We start from the raw sequence: 20,765 nt of genomic DNA, 5'->3' as shown, positions 1-20,765 counted from the left end.
CGGAACGATGCTTGGATCTACTCACGGCACCCTCACCACCGACTTCCGCGCACGGGTCGAGGCCTGCGGGGAGACCCCCAGGACGGCCGTCCACTCCACGGCCGCACCCTCCGACGGGGACGCGGCCGAGCTGGACGTCAGCGGACGGCCCCTGCACTCCGATGTGCCCGACCTGGACCGGTTCTTCCGGCCCGAGTCCGTGGCGGTCGTCGGCGCCTCCGACGCCGACGGCAGACCCAACACCGGCATCACGCGGCAGCTCATCGCCTGGGCCGAACGCGTCGGCGCCCGCATCCACCCCGTGCACCCCACCCGCACCACCGTCTTCGGGCTGCCCTGCCACGCGTCGGTGGCCGACCTGCCGGAAGAGGTGGACCTCGCCGTCCTCCTCGTCTCGGACCCGGTCCCTGTCATCGAGCAACTCGCGGACACCAAGGTGAAGTTCGCGGTGGCCTTCGCCTCGGGCTTCGCCGAGACCGGTGAAGCGGGCGCCGCCGCGCAGGCCCGCCTGAGCGCCGCCGTGCGGCGCTCAGGCCTGCGCCTGCTGGGCCCGAACACCAACCTCAACGCCTTCGAGGAGTTCCGCGAGGACCTCGACGGCCCCGCCATCGCCCTCATCACCCAGTCCGGCCACCAGGGCCGCCCCGTCTACACCCTCCAGGAACTCGGCATCCGCCTGTCCCACTGGGCGCCGACGGGCAACGAGGCCGACCTGGAGACCTCCGACTTCATCTCGTACTTCGCCGAGCGGCCCGAGGTCGGGGCCATCGCCTGTTACGTCGAGGGCCTCAAGGACGGCCGCCAGTTCCTCCTGGCCGCCGACCGGGCCGCCCGCAACGGCGTCCCCGTCGTCGCCGTCAAGGTGGGCCGCACCGAGACCGGCGCCCGTACGGCCGCCTCCCACACCGGCAAGCTCACCGGGGCCGACACCGTGGTGGACGCCGCCATGCGGCAGTTCGGCGTGATCCGCGTCGACGGGCTCGACGAGCTCCAGGACACCGCCGCCCTCCTCGCACGGGCCCGCCCGCCCCGGGCCGACGGGGTGGTCGTCTACTCCATCTCCGGCGGCACCGGAGCCCACTTCTCCGACCTCGCCACCGAGGCGGGCCTCACCCTGCCCACCCTCTCGGCGGCCAAGCAGCAGGAACTCCACCAGTGGATCCCCGACTACCTGGGCGTCGCCAACCCCGTCGACAACGGCGGCCACCCCGTCGGCGACTGGCGCGGCCGCAAGATCATCGACGCGATCCTCGCCGACCCCTCCGTGGGCGTCCTGATCTGCCCGATCACCGGCCCCTTCCCCCCGATGAGCGACAAGCTGGCCCAGGACCTGGTGGACGCGGCGGAAGCCACCGACAAACTCATCTGCGTCATCTGGGGCTCCCCCATAGGCACCGAGGAGGCCTACCGCACCACCCTGCTCGGCTCCTCCCGCGTGGCCACCTTCCGCACCTTCGGCAACTGCATCACCGCCGTCCGCGCCTACCTCGGCCACCACCGCTTCACCGCCTCCTACCGCTCCCCCTTCGACGACGCCCCCCGCACCCCCTCCCCTTCCTTCCGCAAGGCCCAGGCCCTGATGCGGCCCGGCCAGCAGCTCAGCGAGCACGCGGCCAAGCAGCTCCTGCGCGCCTACGGGATCCGGGTCCCCCGCGAGCAGCTCGTCACCAGCGCGGCGGCGGCCGTCCGGGCCGCCGGCCTGGTCGGCTACCCGGTGGTCATGAAGGCCTCGGGACCCCAGCTCGGCCACAAGACGGAACTGGGCCTGGTCAAGATCGGCCTCACCTCGGCGAGCCAGATCCGCGACGCGTACCGGGAACTCACCGACATCGCCCGCTACGAGAACATCCCGCTGGACGGGGTCCTCGTCTGCCAGATGGTCGAACGGGGCGTCGAGATGGTCGTCGGCGTCACCCAGGACGACCTCTTCGGCCCCACCGTCACCGTCGGCCTCGGGGGCGTCCTGGTGGAGGTCCTGCACGACGCGGCCGTCCGCGTACCGCCCTTCGGGGAGGACCAGGCCCGCCACATGCTGACCGAACTGCGCGGCCACCCGCTCCTGGAGGGGGTCAGGGGCGCACCCCCGGCCGACGTGGACGCGCTGGTGGAGGTCATCCTCCGGGTCCAGCGGATGGCACTGGAACTGGGTGACGTCCTGTCCGAACTGGACATCAACCCCCTGATGGTCCTCCCCCGGGGCCAGGGGGCGGTAGCCCTGGACGCCCTGGCCGTCTGCCGCTGACCTGGCCGGTCGTTCCCCGGAACCCCGGGGGCTGCGCCCCGGGCCCCGCGCCTCAAACTCCCCCAGCTACCGCTGGGAGGTGCCCCCTGGCGAGGCTGAGTTTGGCTGCGAGGCCGGGTTCGGCCGCGAAGCCCAAGTCAGGCTGCGCCCAGACGAGGCAGGCGGCAAAGCGGCCGGGGGCGGGGACGGGGTGGGGTGTTGGCCGGGACGTAAAACGTGATTTGTTGGCGCGCGGTGCCGATGCACGACTGGAGGCTCGGTCAGGGCGCCATAAATCATGCAGTCCCGGACGACACCCCACCCCGGCCCCGCCCCCGGCCACCCCCGACCCCGCCCCACCCTCGACCGACCGAACGAACGGAGTCCCATGGACGAGGTCCTGCACCGCCTGGAGGGCGGTGTCTCCTGGATCACCCTCAACCGCCCCGACGCCATGAACGCCGTCACCTGGGAGCAGCGCGAGCACGTCATCGCTCTGCTCGCCGACGCCTCCGCCGACCCCGCCGTACGGGCCGTCGTCCTCACCGCCACCGGCAAGGGCTTCTGCGCGGGCGCCGACCTGCGCAACCCGCCCCCCACCGCGCCGCAGGCCGACCGCATCGCCGGCGACGTATCCCGCATGATCCGCCTCGGCGCACAGCGCCTGATCACGGCGGTGCTCGACTGCGAGAAGCCCGTCATCGCCGCGGTCAACGGCACCGCCGCCGGCATCGGCGCCCACCTCGCGCTCGCCTGCGACCTGGTGATCGCCGCCGAAGGCGCCCGCTTCATCGAGGTGTTCGTCCGCCGCGGCCTCGTCCCCGACGGCGGCGGCGCCTACCTCCTGCCCCGCCTCCTCGGCCCGCAGAAGGCCAAGGAGCTGCTGTTCTTCGGCGACGCCGTCCCCGCCGAGGAGGCGGCCCGCCTCGGCCTCGTCAACAAGGTGGTCCCCGCCGACGGGCTGGAGGCCGCCGCCCGTGCCTGGGCCGAGCGCCTCGCCCAGGGCCCGACCCGCGCCCTGGCGCTGACCAAGCAGCTGGTCAACGCCTCCCTGGACAGCGACCGGGCGACCGCACTGGCCGCCGAGGCCACCGCCCAGGAGCTGAACATGACCACGGCCGACGCGAACGAGGGCGTGGCCGCCTTCAAGGAGCGCCGCACGCCCGAGTACCGGGGCCGCTGAATCCCGGCCGGCCCCCTACATCTGCGGGTCCGGCCTCAGCAGGGCGAACACCGCGCCGGCCGGGTCGGAGGCCCACGCGATCCGGCCGACCGCCGGCACGTCCACGGGCGGCATCAGGACCTCGCCGGCCCCGCCCTCGACGGCCGTGACGGTGGCGTCCACGTCGGCGACGTTGAAGTAGGGCACCCAGCGCGGCACGATGGACGATCCCCCGCCCGCGCCCTCGCCCTGCGGGGCGACGCCGCCGAAGGAGCCCTCCTGCTGGTCGCCGTCGGCGATGCTGAGCACCCGGTACAGCATGCCGGGGGTCTGCATCTCCGCGGCCCGCCATCCGAACAGGCCGCGGTAGAAGGCGATGTCCGCGACCGGGTCCGGCACGTGCAGCTCCACCCACACCAGGGAGTTCACGTCGGAGGCCAGACCCAGACCGCCGGTCTTGCCGGGCTGCCAGCAGGCGAACTCCACGCCCTGCGGGTCGGTGAACTGGGCCAGCCAGCCCTCCCCCATGACGTCCATGGGTTCCATCCGTACGCTCCCGCCCCCGGCCCGGACGGCTTCGGCGGTGGCGCGGGCGTCGGTGGTCTGGAAGTGCACCATCCAGGCGGACCGGGCCCCCTCCTCGGTGAGCGGGCCGAGCGCGGCGACGGTCTTGCCCTGGAGCTGGAAGAAGCCGTACCCGCCGGCCTCGGGCCCGGCGGAGACGAACTTCCAGCCGAAGACCCGGGCGTAGAAGGCGGCGGCGGCCGCGGTGTCGGGGCTGCCGAGGTCGAGCCAGTTGGGGGATCCGGTGCGGAAGTCGGTGCCGAGCATGGCTTCTCCTCCTGGAGTACGGGGACGCCTGTACGAGTCCACCCGCCACCATGCCGAGCCCCCGCGCGCGGCGGCCCGTACGGGCCATGAGGGCCGGGGCGTTTCACCCGTTCGGGCGCCCCCCTTCCTATCTGACGAACCGTCAGGTTCAATCGGTGGCGTGATGGGACACGCAGGGATGGCGGCCACCGTCGTCCGATACCTCAGGTCGGTCGGCTCCCCCACCTCCACGGGGGCGGAGCCCGACCGCGTCGACGCCCTGCCCCGCCCCGACCTGCGGGCCGTCGGGGAGGACGAGCGCGCGCCCGTCAGCCCCGCCGAGTTCCGGGCCGTCCTCGGGAACTTCGCGAGCGGGGTCACCGTCATCACCGCCCCGGCGGCGGAGGGCGAGGAGGGTCCTGCCGGCTTCGCCTGCCAGTCCTTCGCCTCGCTCTCCCTGGACCCGCCCCTGGTCACCTTCATGGTGGCCCGCACGTCGACCACCTGGCCGCGGATCGCCCGCGCCGGGGTGTTCTGCGTCAACGTCCTCGGGGCCGAGCAGGGTGAGCTGTGCCGGTCCTTCGCGGTGAGCGGCGCCGACAAGTTCGCCGGGGTCGCCCACCGGCCCGCGCCCGTCACCGGATCGCCCCAGCTCGACGAGGTGCCCGCCTGGATCGACTGCCGGATCCACGCCGTCCACACCGGCGGGGACCACCTGATCGTGGTGGGCCGGGTCGTGGCCATGGGCGCGGCGGGCGAGGGCGACCCGCTCCTCTTCCACAAGGGCCGCTTCGGCCGCCTGGCCGACTGACCGGACCGCGCCCCGCGCGACACCTCAAGTCCCTTGGTCCACAGGGAGATTGACGGAAAACTGCTACGCCTGCGACCGCCGCACCGTGATGGGCTGGGCCGCGCGACTCCACGCGTCCTCAGACCTGTAGCCCCGGAGGTCCGGTCATGCGCCCCACGCTCCGTACGTTCTCCCTCGCGCTCGGCATCGCGAGCGCGGCCCTGCTCGGCACGTCCCAGACGGTCTCCGCCGCCTCCCCCGGGCCCGTGCCCGCGGTGGCCCCCCTCTCCGCGCGGGCCGGCTCCGGCATCGGCGTCGGCTCCGACGGCAGCCTCGCCCTGAAGGGCACCGGCGGCTCCGCCGAGGGCGCGCGGGGGGCCGAGGGATCCGAGGGGCTCGCCCCCGCACGGGTCTGCGTCTTCGAGACCCGGGGCGACTACGTGCACGTGTCCTCGTCGGCCTTCGAGGCCTCCGGACACGGCTGGTGGGTCAACGGCGACTGCCCCACGACCACGGCGGTCGTCACCGTCCAGCTCCAGGAGTACTACAGCGACGGGGTCTGGCGGAACGTCGGCAGCAAGGGCAGGTCCACCGTCCGCTCCGGCGGCGGCTCCCAGGGCCGGGCCACCGGCCGCGGCCCCTGCAAGAGCGGCGCGGTGACCAGCTGGCGCAGTGTCGTCGACGTGGACCTCGTCGGCCTGTCAGACTCCCCGGAGAAGCTGGTCACCGCCGGCCGGGACCTGGCCTGCCGCCTCTGACCCGACCGCGCACGTCCCCGGCCCCGCACGTCCCCGACCGCGCACGTCCCCGGCCGGCGCGGCGAAGGAGAGGCGACATGACCTCCAGGCCCGACCCCACCCTGTTCGCGGCGCTGCACGGCGAGCTCGCCCCGCACCCGGCGCCCCCCGGCGGCGGCGCCGACGCGTACGGGCTCTTCCTCGCCCGGTCCTCCGCCCTGGGCTGGCTCGACACCCTCTGGGGCATGAACGACGCCGGCCGGGACCTCGCGCCCGGCTCCCGCACGGCATGGTTCCAGGTGGCGCCGCTGGGCGGCGCGGTACCGGTGCAGCCGTTCCTGGCCTGCGCCGGGGAGGTCGTGGCACGGCTCGGGACCCTGCGGCTGGACGCGCTGCGGCTGCTGCTGCCGCTCCCACCGGCCGAGGGCCCGGCCGGGGGCTCCGTCATGGGGCTGCTCCAGGAGGCGGGCTGGTTCGCGGGTGCCGCGGAGGGCGCCGCCGTCCCCGTACGCGTCACCCTGGACAGCGGGGCCGCCATGGAGGGCACCGCCCTGCCCGGGGCCGGGCCCGCCCTGCTGCCCTGGCTGCGGGGCTTCAAGCAGACCGTGTTCGACTGCGCGTCCGTGACCGCCGGGCAGCCGGAGGCCTCCGACACGGCAGACGCGCCGTACGGCCCCCCGCCCGTCGACGCGCTGTGGGGCGGACCCGCCCGGCACCGGATCGTGGTGACGGGCGGGCTCGCCGAATGGTCGCTCGACGCCCTGGGCTGGCTGGCCGCGTTCCTCGCCGAGGGCTGCGCCGCGCAGGGCGTGACCGGCCCGCTGCTGCTCACGGCCGCCCCCTCCGGCGCGCCTAGAACGTGAGCACCCCGCGCGCCACCCGCCCGTGGTGGGCGTCGTCGACGGCCTTCGCGAAGTCCTCCACCGGGTAGGTCTCCGTCACCAGCTCGTCCAGCAGCAGCTTCCCCTGCCGGTACAGCTCGGCGTACAGGGCGATGTCGCGCTGGGGGCGCGAGGACCCGTACCGGCAACCCATGATCGTCTTGTCCAGGTACATGGACGACACGAGGAAGGACGCCTCCTCCTTGAAGCCCGGCACGCCGAGCAGGACGGCCTGCCCGTGCCGGTCCAGCAGGTCGATCGCCTGCCGGATCAGCTTCACGCTGCCCACGCACTCGAAGGCGTGGTCCGCGCCCGTCGGCAGGATCTCGCGGACGGCGGCCGGGGTGTCCGCCACCGCCGAGGCGTCGATGAAGTGGGTGGCGCCGAACCGCCGGGCCACCGCCTCCTTGGCCGGGTTCGCGTCCACCGCCACGACGGTGGTGGCCCCGGCGATCCGCGCGCCCTGGAGGACGTTGAGCCCGATGCCGCCGGTGCCGATGACGACGACCGACTCGCCCCGGTCCACCTTCGCCCGGTTCAGGACGGCCCCGACGCCCGTGAGCACCCCGCAGCCGATCAGCGCGGCCGAGGTCAGCGGGATGTCTGCGGGGATCTTCACCGCCTGGACGGCCTTGACGATCGTGCGCTCGGCGAAGGCCGAGTTGGAGGCGAACTGGTAGAGCGGCTTCCCGCCGCGGGAGAAGGGCTGCTGCGGCATCCCGATCGCCTTGCGGCACATGGTGGGCCGGCCCCGGTCGCAGTCGGCGCAGGCCCCGCAGTTCGCGAGGGTCGACAGGGCCACGTGGTCGCCGGCCGCCACGTGGGTGACCCCCGCGCCGACCGCCTCCACCACCCCCGCGCCCTCGTGCCCGAGCACCACCGGCGGCGGGAACGGGATCGTCCCGTCGATCACCGACAGGTCGCTGTGGCACAGCCCCGCCGCACCGATCGCGACGAGCACCTCCCCCGGTCCCGGATCCCGGATCTCCAGGTCCGCGACCACCTGGGCCTGCTTGCCGTCGAACACGACGCCTCTCACCTGGGCTCCTTAGGCAGGCCGAGCACCCGCTCGGCGATGATGTTCCGCTGGATCTCGTCCGAGCCGCCGTAGATGGTGTCGGCGCGGGTGAACAGGAACAGGCGCTGTTCCTCGTCGAGCGCCGTCCCGTACGGGGCCTGCGGCGACCACGGGCCGGGTCCGGCGGTCGCCGCCGCACCCCGTACGGCCACGGCCAGTTCGCCGAGCCGGCGGTGCCAGCGGCCCCACAGCAGCTTGGCCACGCTCGGCGCGCCCCCGTCCCCGGCGGTCCCGGCGGTCCCGAGGGTGCGCAGGGCGTTCCACCGCATGGTGCGCAGCTCGGCCCACTGCCGTACGAGGTCGTCGCGCAGGGCGGGGTCGGGGGCGGCGGAGGTGGCGTAGGCGTCGATCACCCGTTCCAGTTCGGCCGCGAAGCCGATCTGCTGGACGAGGGTGGACACGCCCCGTTCGAGGGCGAGCAGGCCCATGGCGACGGTCCAGCCGTTGCCTTCCCCGCCGACGACGTCGGTGGCGACGGCGCCGTCGAAGAAGACCTCGTTGAACTCGGCGGTGCCGGACATCTGGCGGATGGGCCGGACCTCGATCCGGCCGGGCTGGTCCATGGGCACGAGGAGGAAGGACAGGCCCCGGTGGCGGCGCGAGCCGGCTTCGGTGCGGGCCAGGACGAAGCACCGGTCGGCGTCGTGGGCGAGGGAGGTCCAGATCTTCTGCCCGGTGACGCGCAGCAGCCCGTCGGCCGGGTCGCGCACGGCGGTGGTGCGCACCGCGGCGAGGTCGGATCCGGCGCCGGGTTCGCTGTAGCCCTGGCACCACAGTTCCTCGCCGCGGGCGATGGCGGGGAGGTGGCGGGCCTGCTGTTCGGGGGTGCCGTAGGCGATCAGGGTGGGGGCGAGGAGGTTCTCGCCGATGTGGCCGACACGGCCGGGTGCGCGCAGCGCCGCGTACTCCTCGGCCCAGACGACCTGGCCGGTGAGGGAGAGCCGCTGCTGTCCGTAGGTCCCGGCGGGCAGGTCCCAGCCCGTGCCGATCCAGCCGCCGCGGCCGAGTTCCCGTTCCCAGGCGCGGCGGGTGGCCACCTCCTGGTGCTCGCTGCCGGGCCCGCCGAGGCCGACGGCCCGTTCGTAGGGGCCCGTGAGGTGCTGTGCGAGCCAGGCGCGGGCGCGGGAGCGCAGTTCCCCGTCCTCGGTCCCGAAGCTGAAGTCCACCGGGTTCCCTTCACGCGTTGGGGCGGTCCTTGGCGGCCGCCGCCCTTGCCATGGCCTCCAGTTGCGCGAGCATCGGCATCGGGTCGGTGCCGACGGTGCCGGGCAGGAAGTCGGCGATCTTCTCGGGGGTCCAGGAGCCTTCTGCGTAGCCGGCGCGCAGTTCGCGGGGCTGCGCCCAGACGGCGATCTTGGGTCCGGCGATCGTGTAGACCTGCCCGGTGATGCCCTCGTCCTTGGCGCGGTCGCTGAGGAGGTAGGTGACGAGGGCGGCGACGTCCTCGGGCTCGCCGATCTCCTTGAGTTCCATGGGGACGTTCGCGGACATGCGGGTGCGGGCGACGGGGGCGACGGCGTTGGCGGTGACCCCGTACTTGTGGAGGCCGAGGGCGGCGCTGCGGACGAGGGAGATGATCCCGCCCTTGGCGGCGCTGTAGTTGGCCTGGGCGACGGAGCCCTGGTGGTTGCCGCTGGTGAAGCCGATGAGGGTGCCGGTGCCCTGCTTGCGCATGACGGCGGAGGCGGCCCGGAAGACGGTGAAGGTGCCCTTGAGGTGGGTGGCGACGACCGGGTCCCATTCGGCTTCGGACATGTTGAACAGCATCCGTTCGCGCAGGATGCCGGCGACGCAGACGACGCCGTCGATGCGTCCGTACTGGGCGAGGGCGGTGTCGACGATGCGCTGTCCGCCCTCCATCGTGGAGATGTCGTCCGCGACGGCGACGGCCTGCCCTCCGGCGGCGGTGATCTCCTTGACCACGGCCTCGGCGACCTCGCTGGTGGGCTCGCCGCCCTCGATCCCGACGCCGTAGTCGTTGACGACGACCCGGGCGCCCTCGGCGGCGGCGGCGAGTGCCACGGCCCGCCCGATGCCCCGGCCCGCGCCGGTGACGGCGACGACCTTGCCTGCCAAGAAGTTCCCCACGTCCGGCCCCTTCCCGCGATTTCTGACGGTCCGTTAGATTCTATGACCAGTCAGATCCCTTCGCACAAGCCCCCGTTGCCCTCCGCACCGTCAGGAGCTGATGAAAGCCATGAGCAGCCTGCCCGCCGAGTTCCACGAGATCGCCAAGCGCGTCAACAACTGGGGCCGCTGGGGCGCCGACGACGAGATCGGCACCCTGAACCTGATCACCGGTGAGGTCGTCCGGGCCGCCGCCGCCGAGGTCCGCACGGGCCGGCGCGTCCCGCTCGCCCTGCCGCTCAAGGAGGACGGGGTGCAGGCCGGGTTGATCCCCGGGCGGATCAACCCGCTGCACACGATGGTCCAGATCAACCAGGAGCTGTTCGGGCCGGGCACGGTGGCCTGCAGCGACGACGCCGTGACGATGGGGCTCCAGTCGGCCACCCACTGGGACGCGCTGACGCACGTCTCCCACTCCGGGCGGATCTACAACGGCCGCCCGGCGTCCACGATCACCGCGCACGCGCGCGCCGAGTTCAGCGGCATCGACAAGGCCACCCCCATCGTCTCGCGCGGGGTCCTCCTCGACGTCGCCCGCGCGAAGGGCCTGGACCGGCTGCCCGGGGACCACGCCGTCACGCCGGAGGACCTGGCGGAGGCGGAGGAGTTCGCGGGGGTGGAGGTCCGCGCGGGCGACATCGTCCTCGTCCGCACCGGCCAGATCCAGACCTACCTGGCGGGCGACCGGCACGGCTACGGCTTCCCGTCCCCCGGGCTCTCGGTGCGCACCCCGCAGTGGTTCCACGCCCGCGACGTGGCGGCGGTCGCGAACGACACCCTGACCTTCGAGATCTTCCCGCCGGAGATCGAGAACCTGTGGCTGCCGGTGCACGCCCTCGACCTGGTCGAGATGGGCATGCACCAGGGCCAGAACTGGAACCTGGAGGGACTGTCCACAGCCTGTGCGGAAGCCGGGCGGTACTCCTTCCTCCTCTCCGCGATGCCGGAACCCTTCGTCGGCGGCACCGGCACCCCGGTGGCCCCGGTGGCGATCCTCTGACCGCTCCTCCCGCCCGCGGCCGATATTCCGTGGTGCACGGCGGCGGCGGGCCCTATCGTCCCGGCACGTGACCAACTGGACAGAGATCGAAGCCGCCGGCTGCCCCGCGCCCGCCGACCGCCCCCTGGAAGAACTGGTACGAGAGCTCGCCGAGGCCCTGGCGGACCCCGATCCGCGGATCCGGGACGGCGCCCCGTACTCCGTCCTCGCGTCCTGGATAGCGGGCGGGGTGATCGGCGCGCCCCGGCGGCTGGAGCTGGGCGACGAGATGGCCGCCCGCTTCCGCCACCCGCAGGTCCAGGCCCGCACCTTCGCCCCGCTCGTCCTCGACATGCTCGTGACCAGGGGGGACTTCAGGGCCGGCTGGGTGGACGCGTTCGAGCGCTGGTACCCGGCGGAGGAGGACCTGCGCGGCCACGACGCGGAGCTGGGCTGGCTCCACGCCGTCGCGCACGGGGCCGACCTGCTGGGCACGCTCGGAGGCCACCCCGAGGTGGACCCGGCGCGGATGCTGCGCCTGGCCGCGGCCCGGCTGACGGCGCCCACCGTCCACGTGTACGACCAGCTGGAGGACGACCGGCTGGCGCGGGGCGTCGCTCGCGTCCTGACCCGGCCGGACCTGAGCGAGGACGACGCGACGGCCTGGCTGGACCCGATCGCCGCCGCGTTCGGCGCCGACAGCATCAGCACCCCGGTCCCCGCCCACATCAGCAACTGCCTGCGCACTCTGCGCCTGCTCTACGTCCTCGCGGACCGCGGGGCCCGCCCGGACCAGACGTCACCCCTCACGCCCCTCCGCCACCGCGAGGCGGTCAAGTCCCGGCTCGCCGACACCCTCGACCGCATCGTCAGACGCTGAGCCCGCGCGGGGCGCGGTCACCGCGGGGACGGGCATGATCGGACCCCACACCATCACCGGGCCGACAGCCAACGCAGGCGGCACCGCTTTCCAGACGGATTTCAACTGTCGCCGCTCGCATTTCGGCCACGCCTTCCCACCAACCCGTTTCTCCTTTGGTACTTACGGGATCCGACAGGTAGACATGGCATCGGTCAAAGCGATCGATTCCCTGGGGGCGGGGCAGAAGTGACCGACCACGTTCCGATCAATCCGTGCACGATCCCGCAGTTCACGGGTGACCTGGACGCGTTGGAGCAGGACAAGAACGCGATCACGGCCGCCGCGGGGACCTTCCGGGACGCGGGGTCGAACGTGGACTCCGAGTTCCAGGGCCTGTCGGCGTTCTACTCGGCGCCGGAGGCGGCGCAGTTGTTCGCGACGACGAAGCCGGTGAAGACGGACAGTGATTTCTTCGCGGACCAGCTGGAGTCGGCGGCGACGGCGCTGGGTGAGTACATCACCGAGGCGCGGCCGATCGTGGCGCGGCTGAAGGAGTTGCAGGCGAAGGCCTCGACGTTCAGTAACAAGATCAGTGGGGACAAGCACTGGAAGGACGACGGGGACAAGATCGATGAGAACAACGATCTGATCCACGACGTCAACGCGGCCGTTTCCGCGTTCTGGGCGGCCGAGCGGACCTGTGCGAACAAGATCCGCGCCTTGTACTGCGCCCCGCCGCTGACCGCGGACGATGGTTCGCACGGGGCGAACATGTACGGGTACAAGGGCGATGACCTGTAACAAGGCGCAGGATCTGCCGTGGGGTTCGCAGCTGGAGGAGACGCACCGGGCCTGGGAGGTCGGGTACTGGGTCAAGTCGTTCGTCTGGGACGGTCTGATCGTCGACGGGATCTGGGGCACGATCCGCGGCCTCGGCACTCTCGTCGGCGTCGACGGCCTGAAGGCCGCAGGCCAGGCGTGGACCGGGCTGGCGAAGCTCGCTACAGGGCTGGCCCTGACCACCTACCCGGGCGTCGGCACCGCGTTCTGGATGGCAGACGACAAGCAGCTCCCCTCGTGGCTGCGTGACTCACGCACCGCGATGAAGGAGACCGGCAAGGCGCTGGTCGCCTGGGACGAGTGGGGCAAGAACCCGGCGCGCGCGGCGGGCGCGGTCACCTTCAACGTCCTGACCACCGTGTTCACCGGCGGCGCCGGTACGGCGACCAAGGCGGGCACCGTCGCGAAGGTCATCAGCGTGGCCGGCAAGGCCGGCCGCCTCATCGACCCGATCACCTACATCGGCAAGGCCGGCTCCCTCGCGAAACTGAAAGTCGGGGAGCTGTTCGCGAACCTCGGGAAAGTCGACGGCGCGTTCCCGAAGATCGACGACGTGATCTGGAAGGACCTCCCGAAGGCCGACGCCCCCGGGATCACCTTCCCGCACCCGGACGACGGTCCGCCTCCCCGACGACGCGCTCGGCCGCCCGCAGTACTTCGACAAGACCACGAACCAGCTCCTGGACCACAACGGCCTGCCCAAGCAGGACCTCACCGGCGTCCCCAAGGGCGTCGACCACCCCCTGGCCGAGATCCCCAAGCACGAAAAGGTCCCGGTCAGCGTCGGAGCCCACGCCGCCGACGTCACCTCCCACACCCCCGGCGGCGCAGCCGACCACACTGCGGGCGGCGTGGCGGACAACGGCGCCCACAACAGCCACACCGAACCCGGGAGCAGCACAGACACCGGCGGCCACGGCGGTCACAACGGCACGGACACCACCCCCACAGGCGGCCACGGCGACACCCCCTCCACCGGCGGCGGCCACGACACGCCCTCGACAGGCGGCGGCCACGACGGCCCGACCGTTCCCCGCCAGGGCGCCGACCCGATCAGTGGCGGCGATCTCCCTTCGGGTGGCCATGGCGACCCGAAGGAGACCAGCGGGCCCGCAGGCTGGGAGCAGGCGCAAGGATCAGGCCCTCTCGAACGCGGAGGGGCGTTGGAGCAGCAAATCGGGGAGCAGATTCGGGGCACCACGACCAAACACAGCGATCTTCCCGCAATCCTGGAGACGCTGGAAAATCATCCCGCCGGCCGCGAGATGGCAGACACCATTGCCTCGGGTCGCTTCAAGGACTCCCAAGGATTCGGGTACGTGGTCTCGAACCTGTCTCGCCCGGACGAAGCATCTGGCTGCCTTGAGCAGATTCGCCTGGCCAACCGACTGCACGAACAGGGATTCACCGACCTCTCATTCGAAATCAAGCAGGACGGGCATGAGATCAAGCCCGGGGTGTTCACCGGCCCAAAGACTGACCTTGACCTGATGGCGCGAGAGGCAGACGGCACGGTTCACGGTTGGCAGTTCAAGGACATGACCGGACCCAAGTCGCCAGATGAGCCAGCCAAGGTTGTCCGTAACATTTTCAAGAGCATGCATCAACTCATCGACTCCCATGCGGATGTCCAGACCTTCGTGGTCGAAACGAAGGCGTCGAAGGCTGAGATACTGACGCAGATCGACCGAATTCAGGAACGGTTCGACGCGAAGAACGTTCAGTTCGTCATCCGCACGCCGGACGGGGTCATCTTCGTCCCTCGTGACGGTCACTTCACGCCGGAGGTAGCGCCGTGATCGCCAGTACGCCCGTTGCCCGGTGGACCTGGGGCAGGGATACGGACACTGCCGATTCCATCCTGAGCTGCCTCACCGACCTGGTGGCCGCTCACACGGTCCTTGTCGAGCACCGGTTGGCCGTGGGCGAGACGACCGTACATCTGGCCGTTCCAGAGTGGGGAAGTCCGCAAAACTACCTCTTCGAGGGCGACCTCACGCTGCCCGCAGGGCGGAAAGAGGAGCAGACCGCCGAACTCCTCGCCAGGCAGATCCGGCAGGTAGTTCGCCCCGGTCGCATCGGATCCGTCGACGCCCAGGCGATCTGCTCGGGGATGCGTGATGGCGAGACGAGCGGTTTGGAAACGGGCATGTTCCTCCTGGGAGCCTCCGCATTCGACGGGTTCGTCACCGTTGAGCTGATCACGTACTCGGACATCTGGATGAGCCATGACCTCAAGGGGCACCCTCAGCCCACCCTCCGTGACGCGAACGCGCCGAGGCTGTCAGCAGCCCTCCTAAAGCTTGCCGAGATCCTCGACTCGGAGACGGACCCGGAAGAGCCCACCTACTTCGGCAAGGCGACAGAGACGGGCGTCGAGAACTTCTTCGGCAGTGACGGGCGCGCCTCCGACGTGTGGGCCAGCTACGAAATTCCCTATAGGAAGCGAGCCTTCCGCAACGCCGCCGCCTTCGATGCCGTGTACAAGCGCTCTGCCACTGGCCCGGTACAGTGCATGCCCGTTTCTAACGAGCACGAAGTGGTCGTGGGGTACGCATGGGCCTCTGACGGCGAGGGGGCAGCGAGCTTCGAACCGCGAGACGCCGTCGGTGAGGAGGGGATCGAGGCGGGTCACCTCTGGTTGGAGCGCTTGAACGCCGCCTATGCGCGTGGGCTACCCCCTTCACAGGCTCTCGCCGAACTCGCTGGGCGGATGACGGGCGACGAGCCCTGGACTCTGGATCTGACCTCTCTTCGGGAGCTTGCGAGCGAGGACCCACCTGCCCGGTGATCACGTCCGAACCGCGGGCGACTGATTCCGAGAGCAGCCTTCCAGCGCCCGTCTCGGGCGGGAGCATCCACGGCGAGCGGCACTCCGGGGCCAGCGACTCTGCTCTTCAACCTCGCCGCCAGTCGCGTTCAGCTGGGCTGCCAGGAGGAGCATCCGGAGGCGGAGCCGCTGGTGTCGCTCGGCAGAGCGACCCTCGACGTAGGACAGGCAGTCGAGGAACGTACGCAGCAACGCAATACTGCCCGACTCCTGCCTCACTATGACATCCACGACGCCTCCTACCCTTTCGATCTATTTCGCGCCATGCGGCGTGAGCAGCCGGGCCCGGTGGGTGAACCCGCACGCCAGGGCCAGAAGAATCGCTGCCCTGCACACCGAGACGCGTACGCCTGTACGAGACGGCCGGGGCCAGTGGGGCCGGGCGACAGAGCCGGCAGGCAGACAAAGAGCCTAGAGCGACCTATTACCGCCTTCATGCGACGCACGACCCTCGGAAGGATGGTCCCGACAATCCGGGCCGCTCCTCACCCAGGGGCCGCCCTCCGGTCGCCGATGCAGAGGGGAACCACCATGTCAGCGCGCAAGACCCTGGCGATCATGACCGCCACCGCGGCCCTGATCGCGGGCCCCGTCCTGTCCGCCCACGCCTCGACCGCCACCCCGACCGACCAGCAGACCGCCTACGCCGCGCAGGCGCGGACCGCCGGCCTCTCCGACCGGCAGGCCGGGGAGCTCCAGCGCCGGGTCGACGCCGAGACCGCGCGGGATCCGCAGGCCCGCCAGATCTCCGCGAACCGGCTCACCACCGCCGGCGGCACGGTGACCGTCGCCGTTCCCGGCCGCGCCGAGACCCGTGACCTCGCCTCCCCCGAAACGGCTCTGGCCTGCAACAACGGCCACCTGTGCATCGTCGACGGGCGCGGCTACTCCTACGACTACTACCAGTGCGGCTACTACAGCTTCGACGGCGTCGGCAACGGCACGTTCAACAACAACCAGACCTCCGGCACCCGGGCCCGCTTCTACAACTCCGACGGCAGCGAGCGCTGGTCGAACGTGGCCAAGTCCACCGGCACGGCCTCCTGGACCCCGGTCTTCTACATCCGCCCCTGCTGACCCGTCCCCTCGCCGGCGTCCCCGCCCCACCCCGGGCGGGGGCGCCTCCCCGCGCCGCGGGCCTCACTCCCGCGCCCCTGCCACGAAGCCGAACCAGACGACCTTGACGCAGTCCCCCCGGGACACCGCCGCCCAGTCGTCGGCACAGGCGGCGACGAGCCCGAGCCCACGACCGCGGGTGTCGAGGAGCCCGGGGCTCACGCCCTGCGGCCGCCGCTCGGGCGCGCAGTCGTAGACGTGGACGGTGACCCGCCGGTCCCCCAGCACGACCTCGACGGCGATCTCGGGGCTGTCGGTGTGCCGGTAGGCGTTGGTCACCACCTCGGACGCGCAGAGCCGCGCCCGCTCCTCCAACTCCCGGTACCCGGCCGCGCGCAGCACGGACACCACCCAGTCCCGCGCGATCCGCGGCGTGTCGGCCCGGCTCGGCGCGGCCATCCGGTAGACCAGCGGCCGCCCGGGGGCGGGTACGGCCTGACGTACGGCACTCGTGTCCATCGCAGCTGTCTCCCAACGGGTACGACTCCGAACCCACAACCCGCAACCCGTGTCCCTGGCTCATCGCTCGCCCCAACAGGGGTGCGGAGAGCTGCACTTCGGGTGCGACTCGGCTTCCGACCCGGAACGTAGGGCACAACATTGGGACGGCGCAACATTGGTACGTCCGTACCATCCGATCGGGTGGACCTGTACCGAAAGGAGCGGCACACTCGTTCCCGACGAAAGAGGGAGCCGATGCCGCCGAGGAGCCATCCGACCGCCCGACAACGGCGGTTGGGCGCCGAGCTGCGCAAACTGCGCGAGAAGGCGGGAATGAACGGCGCGACCGCAGCCGCCTACCTGGGCGGCGAACGCGCCCAGATCAGCCACATCGAATCAGGACGCTACGGAGTCAGCGACGAACGCGTCCGCCGCCTGGCCGCCCACTACTCCGCGACGGACAAACACCTCGTCGACGCCCTCGCCGCCATGGCCGAAGAGCGCACGAGGGGATGGTGGGACGAGTACCGCGGACGCCTGTCGCCGGGTTTCCTCGACGTGGCCGAACTCGAGTTCCATGCCACCCACCTCCGGGTCATCCAGATGCTGCACATCCCGGGCCAGCTCCAGACCGAGGCATACGCCCGCAGCCTGATCCGCAGCGGAATGTCCGACCTGCCCGCGAGCGAACTGATCACCCGGGTCGAGCACCGGACGAGGCGCCGGGCCATCTTCGACCGCCCCCACCCCACGCCGTTCGAGGCGTTCGTCCACGAGGCCGCCCTGCGGATGCGGTACTGCGACGCCGACGTCATGCGGGAACAGCTCGCGTTCCTGGACGAGGTCTCCCGCTGGCCTTCCGTCACCGTCCGCCTCGTCCCCTTCGACCGGCAGATCACCGGATCCGTGCACTCGATGCTCTACGCGGGCGGCGCCATTCCGGCGCTCGACACCGTCCAGATCGACAGCGCTTTCGACGGCGGCTTCCTGGACGCAGAGGCTCAGCTCACCAAGTACCGGGGGTTGCTCGAATCCATCGAGTCGATCGCGCTCGGGCCGGAAGAGTCGAGACAACACATTCACCGCATCGCTCAGGAAGTGTGAGTCAAGGCGCATGACCGACGGAATCAACTGGCAGAAGTCCTCGTTCTCGGGACCGGACGACAATCAGAGCTGCGTTGAGCTGGCGCCCGTCGCCGGCGTGATCAAGATGCGGGAGAGCGACGATCCGAACGTGATCGTGACCACGAGCGTGGAGAAGCTGCGCGCGTTCATCCTCGGCGTCAAGGCCGGCGAGTTCGATCACCTGATCTGACGATTCCCCACCGCGAGCGCCCCCCGTCCGAGCAGGTGGGGGGCGCTCGGCACATCCCGGCACAACTTTGGGACGTCGCACTGTTGCGACGTCCCTCGTCGTGACGCTACCGTCGCCGTGCGTCACAAGCAGCGCGGCCCGCCAGGCCGCAGCCGTGCCGCAACTCCCGCCGACTTTGCGCCAGTTGGCGGGAGTCTCACCGCTGCCCCATTCCGGGCCCGCCGGAGGGAGTGGCGATACCCCGCGTCGGCAGGAGAGCCGCACATGCACGCGCACCGCCACACCCGCGCCCGCGCCCGCGCCCGCGCCCACACGATGACCCTCCGCACCGGCTATTGGTTCGAGGCCCTCTGCCATCGGGACGCCTACGACGCACCCCCCGAACTGCTCTACCGCGTCATGCTGGACACCCCCGAGCACGCCATCCGCCTGATCCGCCTCCAGATCCGGACCACGCAACCCTTCGCCCTGACCCCCGACGAAGTCACCCGCGCCCTCGCCTGGGCCGACGGCGGCGGCCGGATCGAGGCCCTGGCCGCCCTCCACCGCGGCGAACCCGCCGGCTTCAGCATCGTGCTGCGCGACGGCTCCCGCCCCGAATGGCGCGTACGTCCCGTCCGGCACCTCGCCCTCACCACCGCCCACCGCCCGGCCCGCTGACACAGGGCCCGCCTAACGTGGCCCCCATGGCAGAACTGAGAGGAACCGCGTACGGGTTCCTGGTCGCCGGGCGACCGGAGGCCGGGGAGTTGGCCCGGGTGCTCGGAGCGGCGCTCGGGGTGGGCGCCGCCGGTGTGGAGGTCGGGCCCGAAGGAGAGAGCGACGGCTGGCGGTGGGACACCCCCGTCCAGTGCGGGATCCGGTGGTACGCGCGGGGCGACCTCCCGTGCTCCCTGGAGGTGTACGCGGGCCCCGCCGTCCCCCGGGCGCCCGGCACCGCCGAGGTGGGCCGGGCCCTGGCGCGCGGGCTGGGCATGACCGTACTGACCGACTTCGGTGACGTCCTGCCCTGGATCGCCCGGGTGCTGACCCCCACCGGCGGGGAGACCTTCGCACGCGTCGAGGAGCCCGACGACCCCGGGGAGGACGGGGAGGACTGGGCAGGTCGGGTGACGGCCGCACAGGCCCGGGTCGACGCCTTCCCGCACGCCGGGGCGCACGGGCTGCCCGAGCTGGTCCGGGCGGCGCCGGCCGCACCGGCCGGTACCGACCGGCGGCTGTGGGGCTGGGCCGACCTGATCTGCCGCATGGAGGCCGACTGGCCGCCCCTGCGCTGGTACGGACTGGACGAGTACCGCGAGGGCCTCGCGGGCCGGGACGGGCTGGCGGACCTGGAAGGGGATCCGGAACTGGAAGCGCTCGACGCGCGGTTCCGGGCCGTGACCGTGGCGGACGGCGGCGAGGAGATCGGCCCCGGACCGGCGGCCGGCGCCTGGTACTGGCACCGGCGCCCCGCGGTCCTGCCCTGGCGGGTGCTGCCGCCCGCCGACCCGGAGGCCGCCGACCGGCTGTGGGAGTGGGTACGGGAGGGCGCCGGGGCCCACGGCGGCACCGACATGGCCGGGCTCGACCTCGGCGGGGCGGTTCTGGACGGCGCCGACTTCGCGGAGTCCTGGTTCGCCGGGACCCGGCTCGCCGGCGCGCGGCTGGTCGGCACCGACTTCTACCGCGCCCACCTCGCCGGGGCCGACCTCAGCGGCGCCGACGCCACCGGGGCCTGTTTCGTACGGGCCGACCTGGACGGGGCCGACCTCCGCGGAGCCGTCCTCGACGGGGCCGACCTCGTCCGGGCGGAGCTCTACGGCACCGACGCGCGCGGGGCCCGCCTGCGCGGCGCCCGCATCCTCGGCGCCTCACTGCTGGACACCGACCTGCGCGGGGCGGACCTCAGCGGCGCGGAGGTACGGGAGAACTCCTTCCGCGTGCTCCTGGACGACTCCACCCACGTGGCGGGCCTGACGGGAACGGTGTTCGGCCCGGCCACCCTCGCCACCCCGGACGGCACCCGACACCCTCTGGGCGGGCAGGACTTGGAGGACTGGCTCCGCGCCCGCGGCGGCGACGTACAGGTCATCACCCCCGGCGCCCCGAACCGCCGGCCGCCCGGCGGTGATGGTGGTGGGCGTGGGTGAGGGGGCACGATCGGACACCCCGCCGCCACCGGACCGTCGCGCACCCAGGCCGACTAGACCCGCGCCCCGCGACAGACTATTTTCGGCCACACCTCCTCACCGGCCCGTTTCCTCTTTGCCGTTGACCGGATCCGGCCGGTAGACATGAACGCGGGCAGTTGAGCGATTCCTGGGGGCGGGGCAGAAGTGACGGATCACGTTCCGATCAATCCGTGCACGATTCCGCAGTTCACGGGTGACCTTGAGGCGTTGGAGCAGGACAAGAACGCGATCACGACGGCGGCGGGGACGTTCCGTGACGCGGGATCGAATGTGGACTCCGAGTTCCAGGGTCTGTCGGCGTTCTACTCGGCGCCGGAGGCGGCGCAGTTGTTCGCGACGACGAAGCCGGTGAAGACGGACAGTGATTTCTTCGCCGATCAGCTGGAGTCGGCGGCGACGGCG

Annotated in this window: 22 protein-coding genes; 16 read left to right on the top strand and 6 right to left on the bottom strand. The window is 71.9% G+C overall.

Annotation, left to right across the window (positions count from 1 at the left end):
* The first annotated feature begins 7 nt into the window (after positions 1-7).
* Positions 8-2,242, top strand: a complete 2,235-nt coding sequence (locus ACEPPI_RS31070; protein WP_373918599.1) for an acetate--CoA ligase family protein — start codon at positions 8-10, stop codon at positions 2,240-2,242.
* A 367-nt stretch (positions 2,243-2,609) separates the two neighbouring features.
* Entirely contained in the window at positions 2,610-3,404 is a 795-nt protein-coding gene (locus ACEPPI_RS31065; protein WP_373918598.1) for an enoyl-CoA hydratase/isomerase family protein, read from the top strand.
* 15 nt (positions 3,405-3,419) lie between these two features.
* Here ACEPPI_RS31065 and ACEPPI_RS31060 read toward each other — a convergent pair whose 3' ends face one another.
* Positions 3,420-4,214 carry a VOC family protein gene (locus tag ACEPPI_RS31060; protein ID WP_373918597.1) on the bottom strand — a complete coding sequence of 265 codons (795 nt, stop codon included), beginning with the start codon at positions 4,212-4,214 and terminating at the stop codon, positions 3,420-3,422.
* Positions 4,215-4,377: 163 nt separating this feature from the next.
* Between ACEPPI_RS31060 and ACEPPI_RS31055 the strand changes: the two genes are divergently transcribed.
* The 3 genes from ACEPPI_RS31055 to ACEPPI_RS31045 all read left to right on the top strand — a co-directional run bounded on the left by ACEPPI_RS31055 (position 4,378) and on the right by ACEPPI_RS31045 (position 6,583).
* Positions 4,378-5,004 (top strand): flavin reductase family protein, encoded by a 627-nt coding sequence (locus ACEPPI_RS31055; protein ID WP_373918610.1) that lies wholly within the window; start codon positions 4,378-4,380, stop codon positions 5,002-5,004.
* Between the two features lie 146 nt (positions 5,005-5,150).
* Positions 5,151-5,741 carry a hypothetical protein gene (locus ACEPPI_RS31050; RefSeq protein ID WP_373918596.1) on the top strand — a complete coding sequence of 197 codons (591 nt, stop codon included), beginning with the start codon at positions 5,151-5,153 and terminating at the stop codon, positions 5,739-5,741.
* A 77-nt stretch (positions 5,742-5,818) separates the two neighbouring features.
* Entirely contained in the window at positions 5,819-6,583 is a 765-nt protein-coding gene (locus ACEPPI_RS31045; protein ID WP_373918595.1) for a hypothetical protein, read from the top strand.
* On the opposite strand, the gene ACEPPI_RS31040 is transcribed toward ACEPPI_RS31045, so the two are convergent.
* The 3 genes from ACEPPI_RS31040 to ACEPPI_RS31030 are packed head-to-tail and all read right to left on the bottom strand — an operon-like array spanning position 6,573 to position 9,767.
* Positions 6,573-7,640 carry a Zn-dependent alcohol dehydrogenase gene (locus ACEPPI_RS31040; protein WP_373918594.1) on the bottom strand — a complete coding sequence of 356 codons (1,068 nt, stop codon included), beginning with the start codon at positions 7,638-7,640 and terminating at the stop codon, positions 6,573-6,575. The genes ACEPPI_RS31045 and ACEPPI_RS31040 overlap by 11 nt on opposite strands.
* Positions 7,637-8,845 (bottom strand): acyl-CoA dehydrogenase family protein, encoded by a 1,209-nt coding sequence (locus ACEPPI_RS31035; RefSeq protein ID WP_373918593.1) that lies wholly within the window; start codon positions 8,843-8,845, stop codon positions 7,637-7,639. The genes ACEPPI_RS31040 and ACEPPI_RS31035 overlap by 4 nt, the downstream gene beginning before the upstream one ends.
* 10 nt (positions 8,846-8,855) lie before the next feature.
* A complete protein-coding gene (locus ACEPPI_RS31030; protein WP_373918591.1) occupies positions 8,856-9,767 on the bottom strand; it encodes an SDR family NAD(P)-dependent oxidoreductase in 912 nt (303 codons plus the stop codon).
* Positions 9,768-9,876: 109 nt separating this feature from the next.
* Here ACEPPI_RS31030 and ACEPPI_RS31025 point away from each other — a divergent pair, with 109 nt between their 5' ends.
* From ACEPPI_RS31025 to ACEPPI_RS31015, 3 genes are all read left to right on the top strand, one after another.
* Complete coding sequence (locus ACEPPI_RS31025; protein WP_373918590.1) at positions 9,877-10,806, top strand: cyclase family protein; 930 nt, start codon at positions 9,877-9,879, stop codon at positions 10,804-10,806.
* A 67-nt stretch (positions 10,807-10,873) separates the two neighbouring features.
* Positions 10,874-11,665 carry a DUF2785 domain-containing protein gene (locus tag ACEPPI_RS31020; protein ID WP_373918589.1) on the top strand — a complete coding sequence of 264 codons (792 nt, stop codon included), beginning with the start codon at positions 10,874-10,876 and terminating at the stop codon, positions 11,663-11,665.
* A 228-nt stretch (positions 11,666-11,893) separates the two neighbouring features.
* Positions 11,894-12,448 carry a hypothetical protein gene (locus ACEPPI_RS31015; protein WP_373918588.1) on the top strand — a complete coding sequence of 185 codons (555 nt, stop codon included), beginning with the start codon at positions 11,894-11,896 and terminating at the stop codon, positions 12,446-12,448.
* Between the two features lie 289 nt (positions 12,449-12,737).
* On the opposite strand, the gene ACEPPI_RS31010 is transcribed toward ACEPPI_RS31015, so the two are convergent.
* Positions 12,738-13,157 carry a hypothetical protein gene (locus ACEPPI_RS31010; RefSeq protein WP_373918587.1) on the bottom strand — a complete coding sequence of 140 codons (420 nt, stop codon included), beginning with the start codon at positions 13,155-13,157 and terminating at the stop codon, positions 12,738-12,740.
* Positions 13,158-13,338: 181 nt separating this feature from the next.
* Here ACEPPI_RS31010 and ACEPPI_RS31005 point away from each other — a divergent pair, with 181 nt between their 5' ends.
* The 3 genes from ACEPPI_RS31005 (at position 13,339) to ACEPPI_RS30995 (ending at position 16,394) form a co-directional block, all read left to right on the top strand.
* On the top strand, positions 13,339-14,286 hold the full coding sequence (locus ACEPPI_RS31005) for a hypothetical protein (RefSeq protein ID WP_373918586.1): 948 nt from the start codon (positions 13,339-13,341) through the stop codon (positions 14,284-14,286).
* Positions 14,283-15,278, top strand: a complete 996-nt coding sequence (locus tag ACEPPI_RS31000) for a hypothetical protein (RefSeq protein WP_373918585.1) — start codon at positions 14,283-14,285, stop codon at positions 15,276-15,278. The genes ACEPPI_RS31005 and ACEPPI_RS31000 overlap by 4 nt, the downstream gene beginning before the upstream one ends.
* 570 nt (positions 15,279-15,848) lie before the next feature.
* The gene (locus ACEPPI_RS30995) at positions 15,849-16,394 is read left to right on the top strand and encodes a hypothetical protein (RefSeq protein WP_030241152.1); all 546 of its coding nucleotides are present in this window, start codon (positions 15,849-15,851) and stop codon (positions 16,392-16,394) included.
* Positions 16,395-16,457: 63 nt separating this feature from the next.
* Here the strand turns inward: ACEPPI_RS30995 and ACEPPI_RS30990 are convergent, their stop codons facing one another.
* Entirely contained in the window at positions 16,458-16,892 is a 435-nt protein-coding gene (locus tag ACEPPI_RS30990) for an ATP-binding protein (RefSeq protein WP_373918584.1), read from the bottom strand.
* A 237-nt stretch (positions 16,893-17,129) separates the two neighbouring features.
* Between ACEPPI_RS30990 and ACEPPI_RS30985 the strand changes: the two genes are divergently transcribed.
* The 5 genes from ACEPPI_RS30985 to ACEPPI_RS30965 form a co-directional block, all read left to right on the top strand.
* Entirely contained in the window at positions 17,130-17,978 is an 849-nt protein-coding gene (locus ACEPPI_RS30985; protein ID WP_373918583.1) for a helix-turn-helix domain-containing protein, read from the top strand.
* A gap of 10 nt (positions 17,979-17,988) precedes the next feature.
* Positions 17,989-18,189 (top strand): DUF397 domain-containing protein, encoded by a 201-nt coding sequence (locus ACEPPI_RS30980; protein ID WP_285526260.1) that lies wholly within the window; start codon positions 17,989-17,991, stop codon positions 18,187-18,189.
* A 264-nt stretch (positions 18,190-18,453) separates the two neighbouring features.
* On the top strand, positions 18,454-18,849 hold the full coding sequence (locus tag ACEPPI_RS30975) for a hypothetical protein (RefSeq protein ID WP_373918582.1): 396 nt from the start codon (positions 18,454-18,456) through the stop codon (positions 18,847-18,849).
* Between the two features lie 26 nt (positions 18,850-18,875).
* Positions 18,876-20,321, top strand: coding sequence for a pentapeptide repeat-containing protein (locus tag ACEPPI_RS30970; protein WP_373918581.1), 1,446 nt, complete (start codon positions 18,876-18,878; stop codon positions 20,319-20,321).
* Positions 20,322-20,570: 249 nt separating this feature from the next.
* A partial coding sequence (locus ACEPPI_RS30965; protein ID WP_373918580.1) for a hypothetical protein occupies positions 20,571-20,765 on the top strand: 195 nt, incomplete at its 3' end.

The organism is Streptomyces sp. AB3(2024) (assembly GCF_041862025.1).
In the GTDB taxonomy this organism is placed as follows: domain Bacteria; phylum Actinomycetota; class Actinomycetes; order Streptomycetales; family Streptomycetaceae; genus Streptomyces.
The sequence above is the reverse complement of the archived record's forward strand: the minus strand, read 5'-3'. Positions and strand labels throughout refer to the sequence as shown.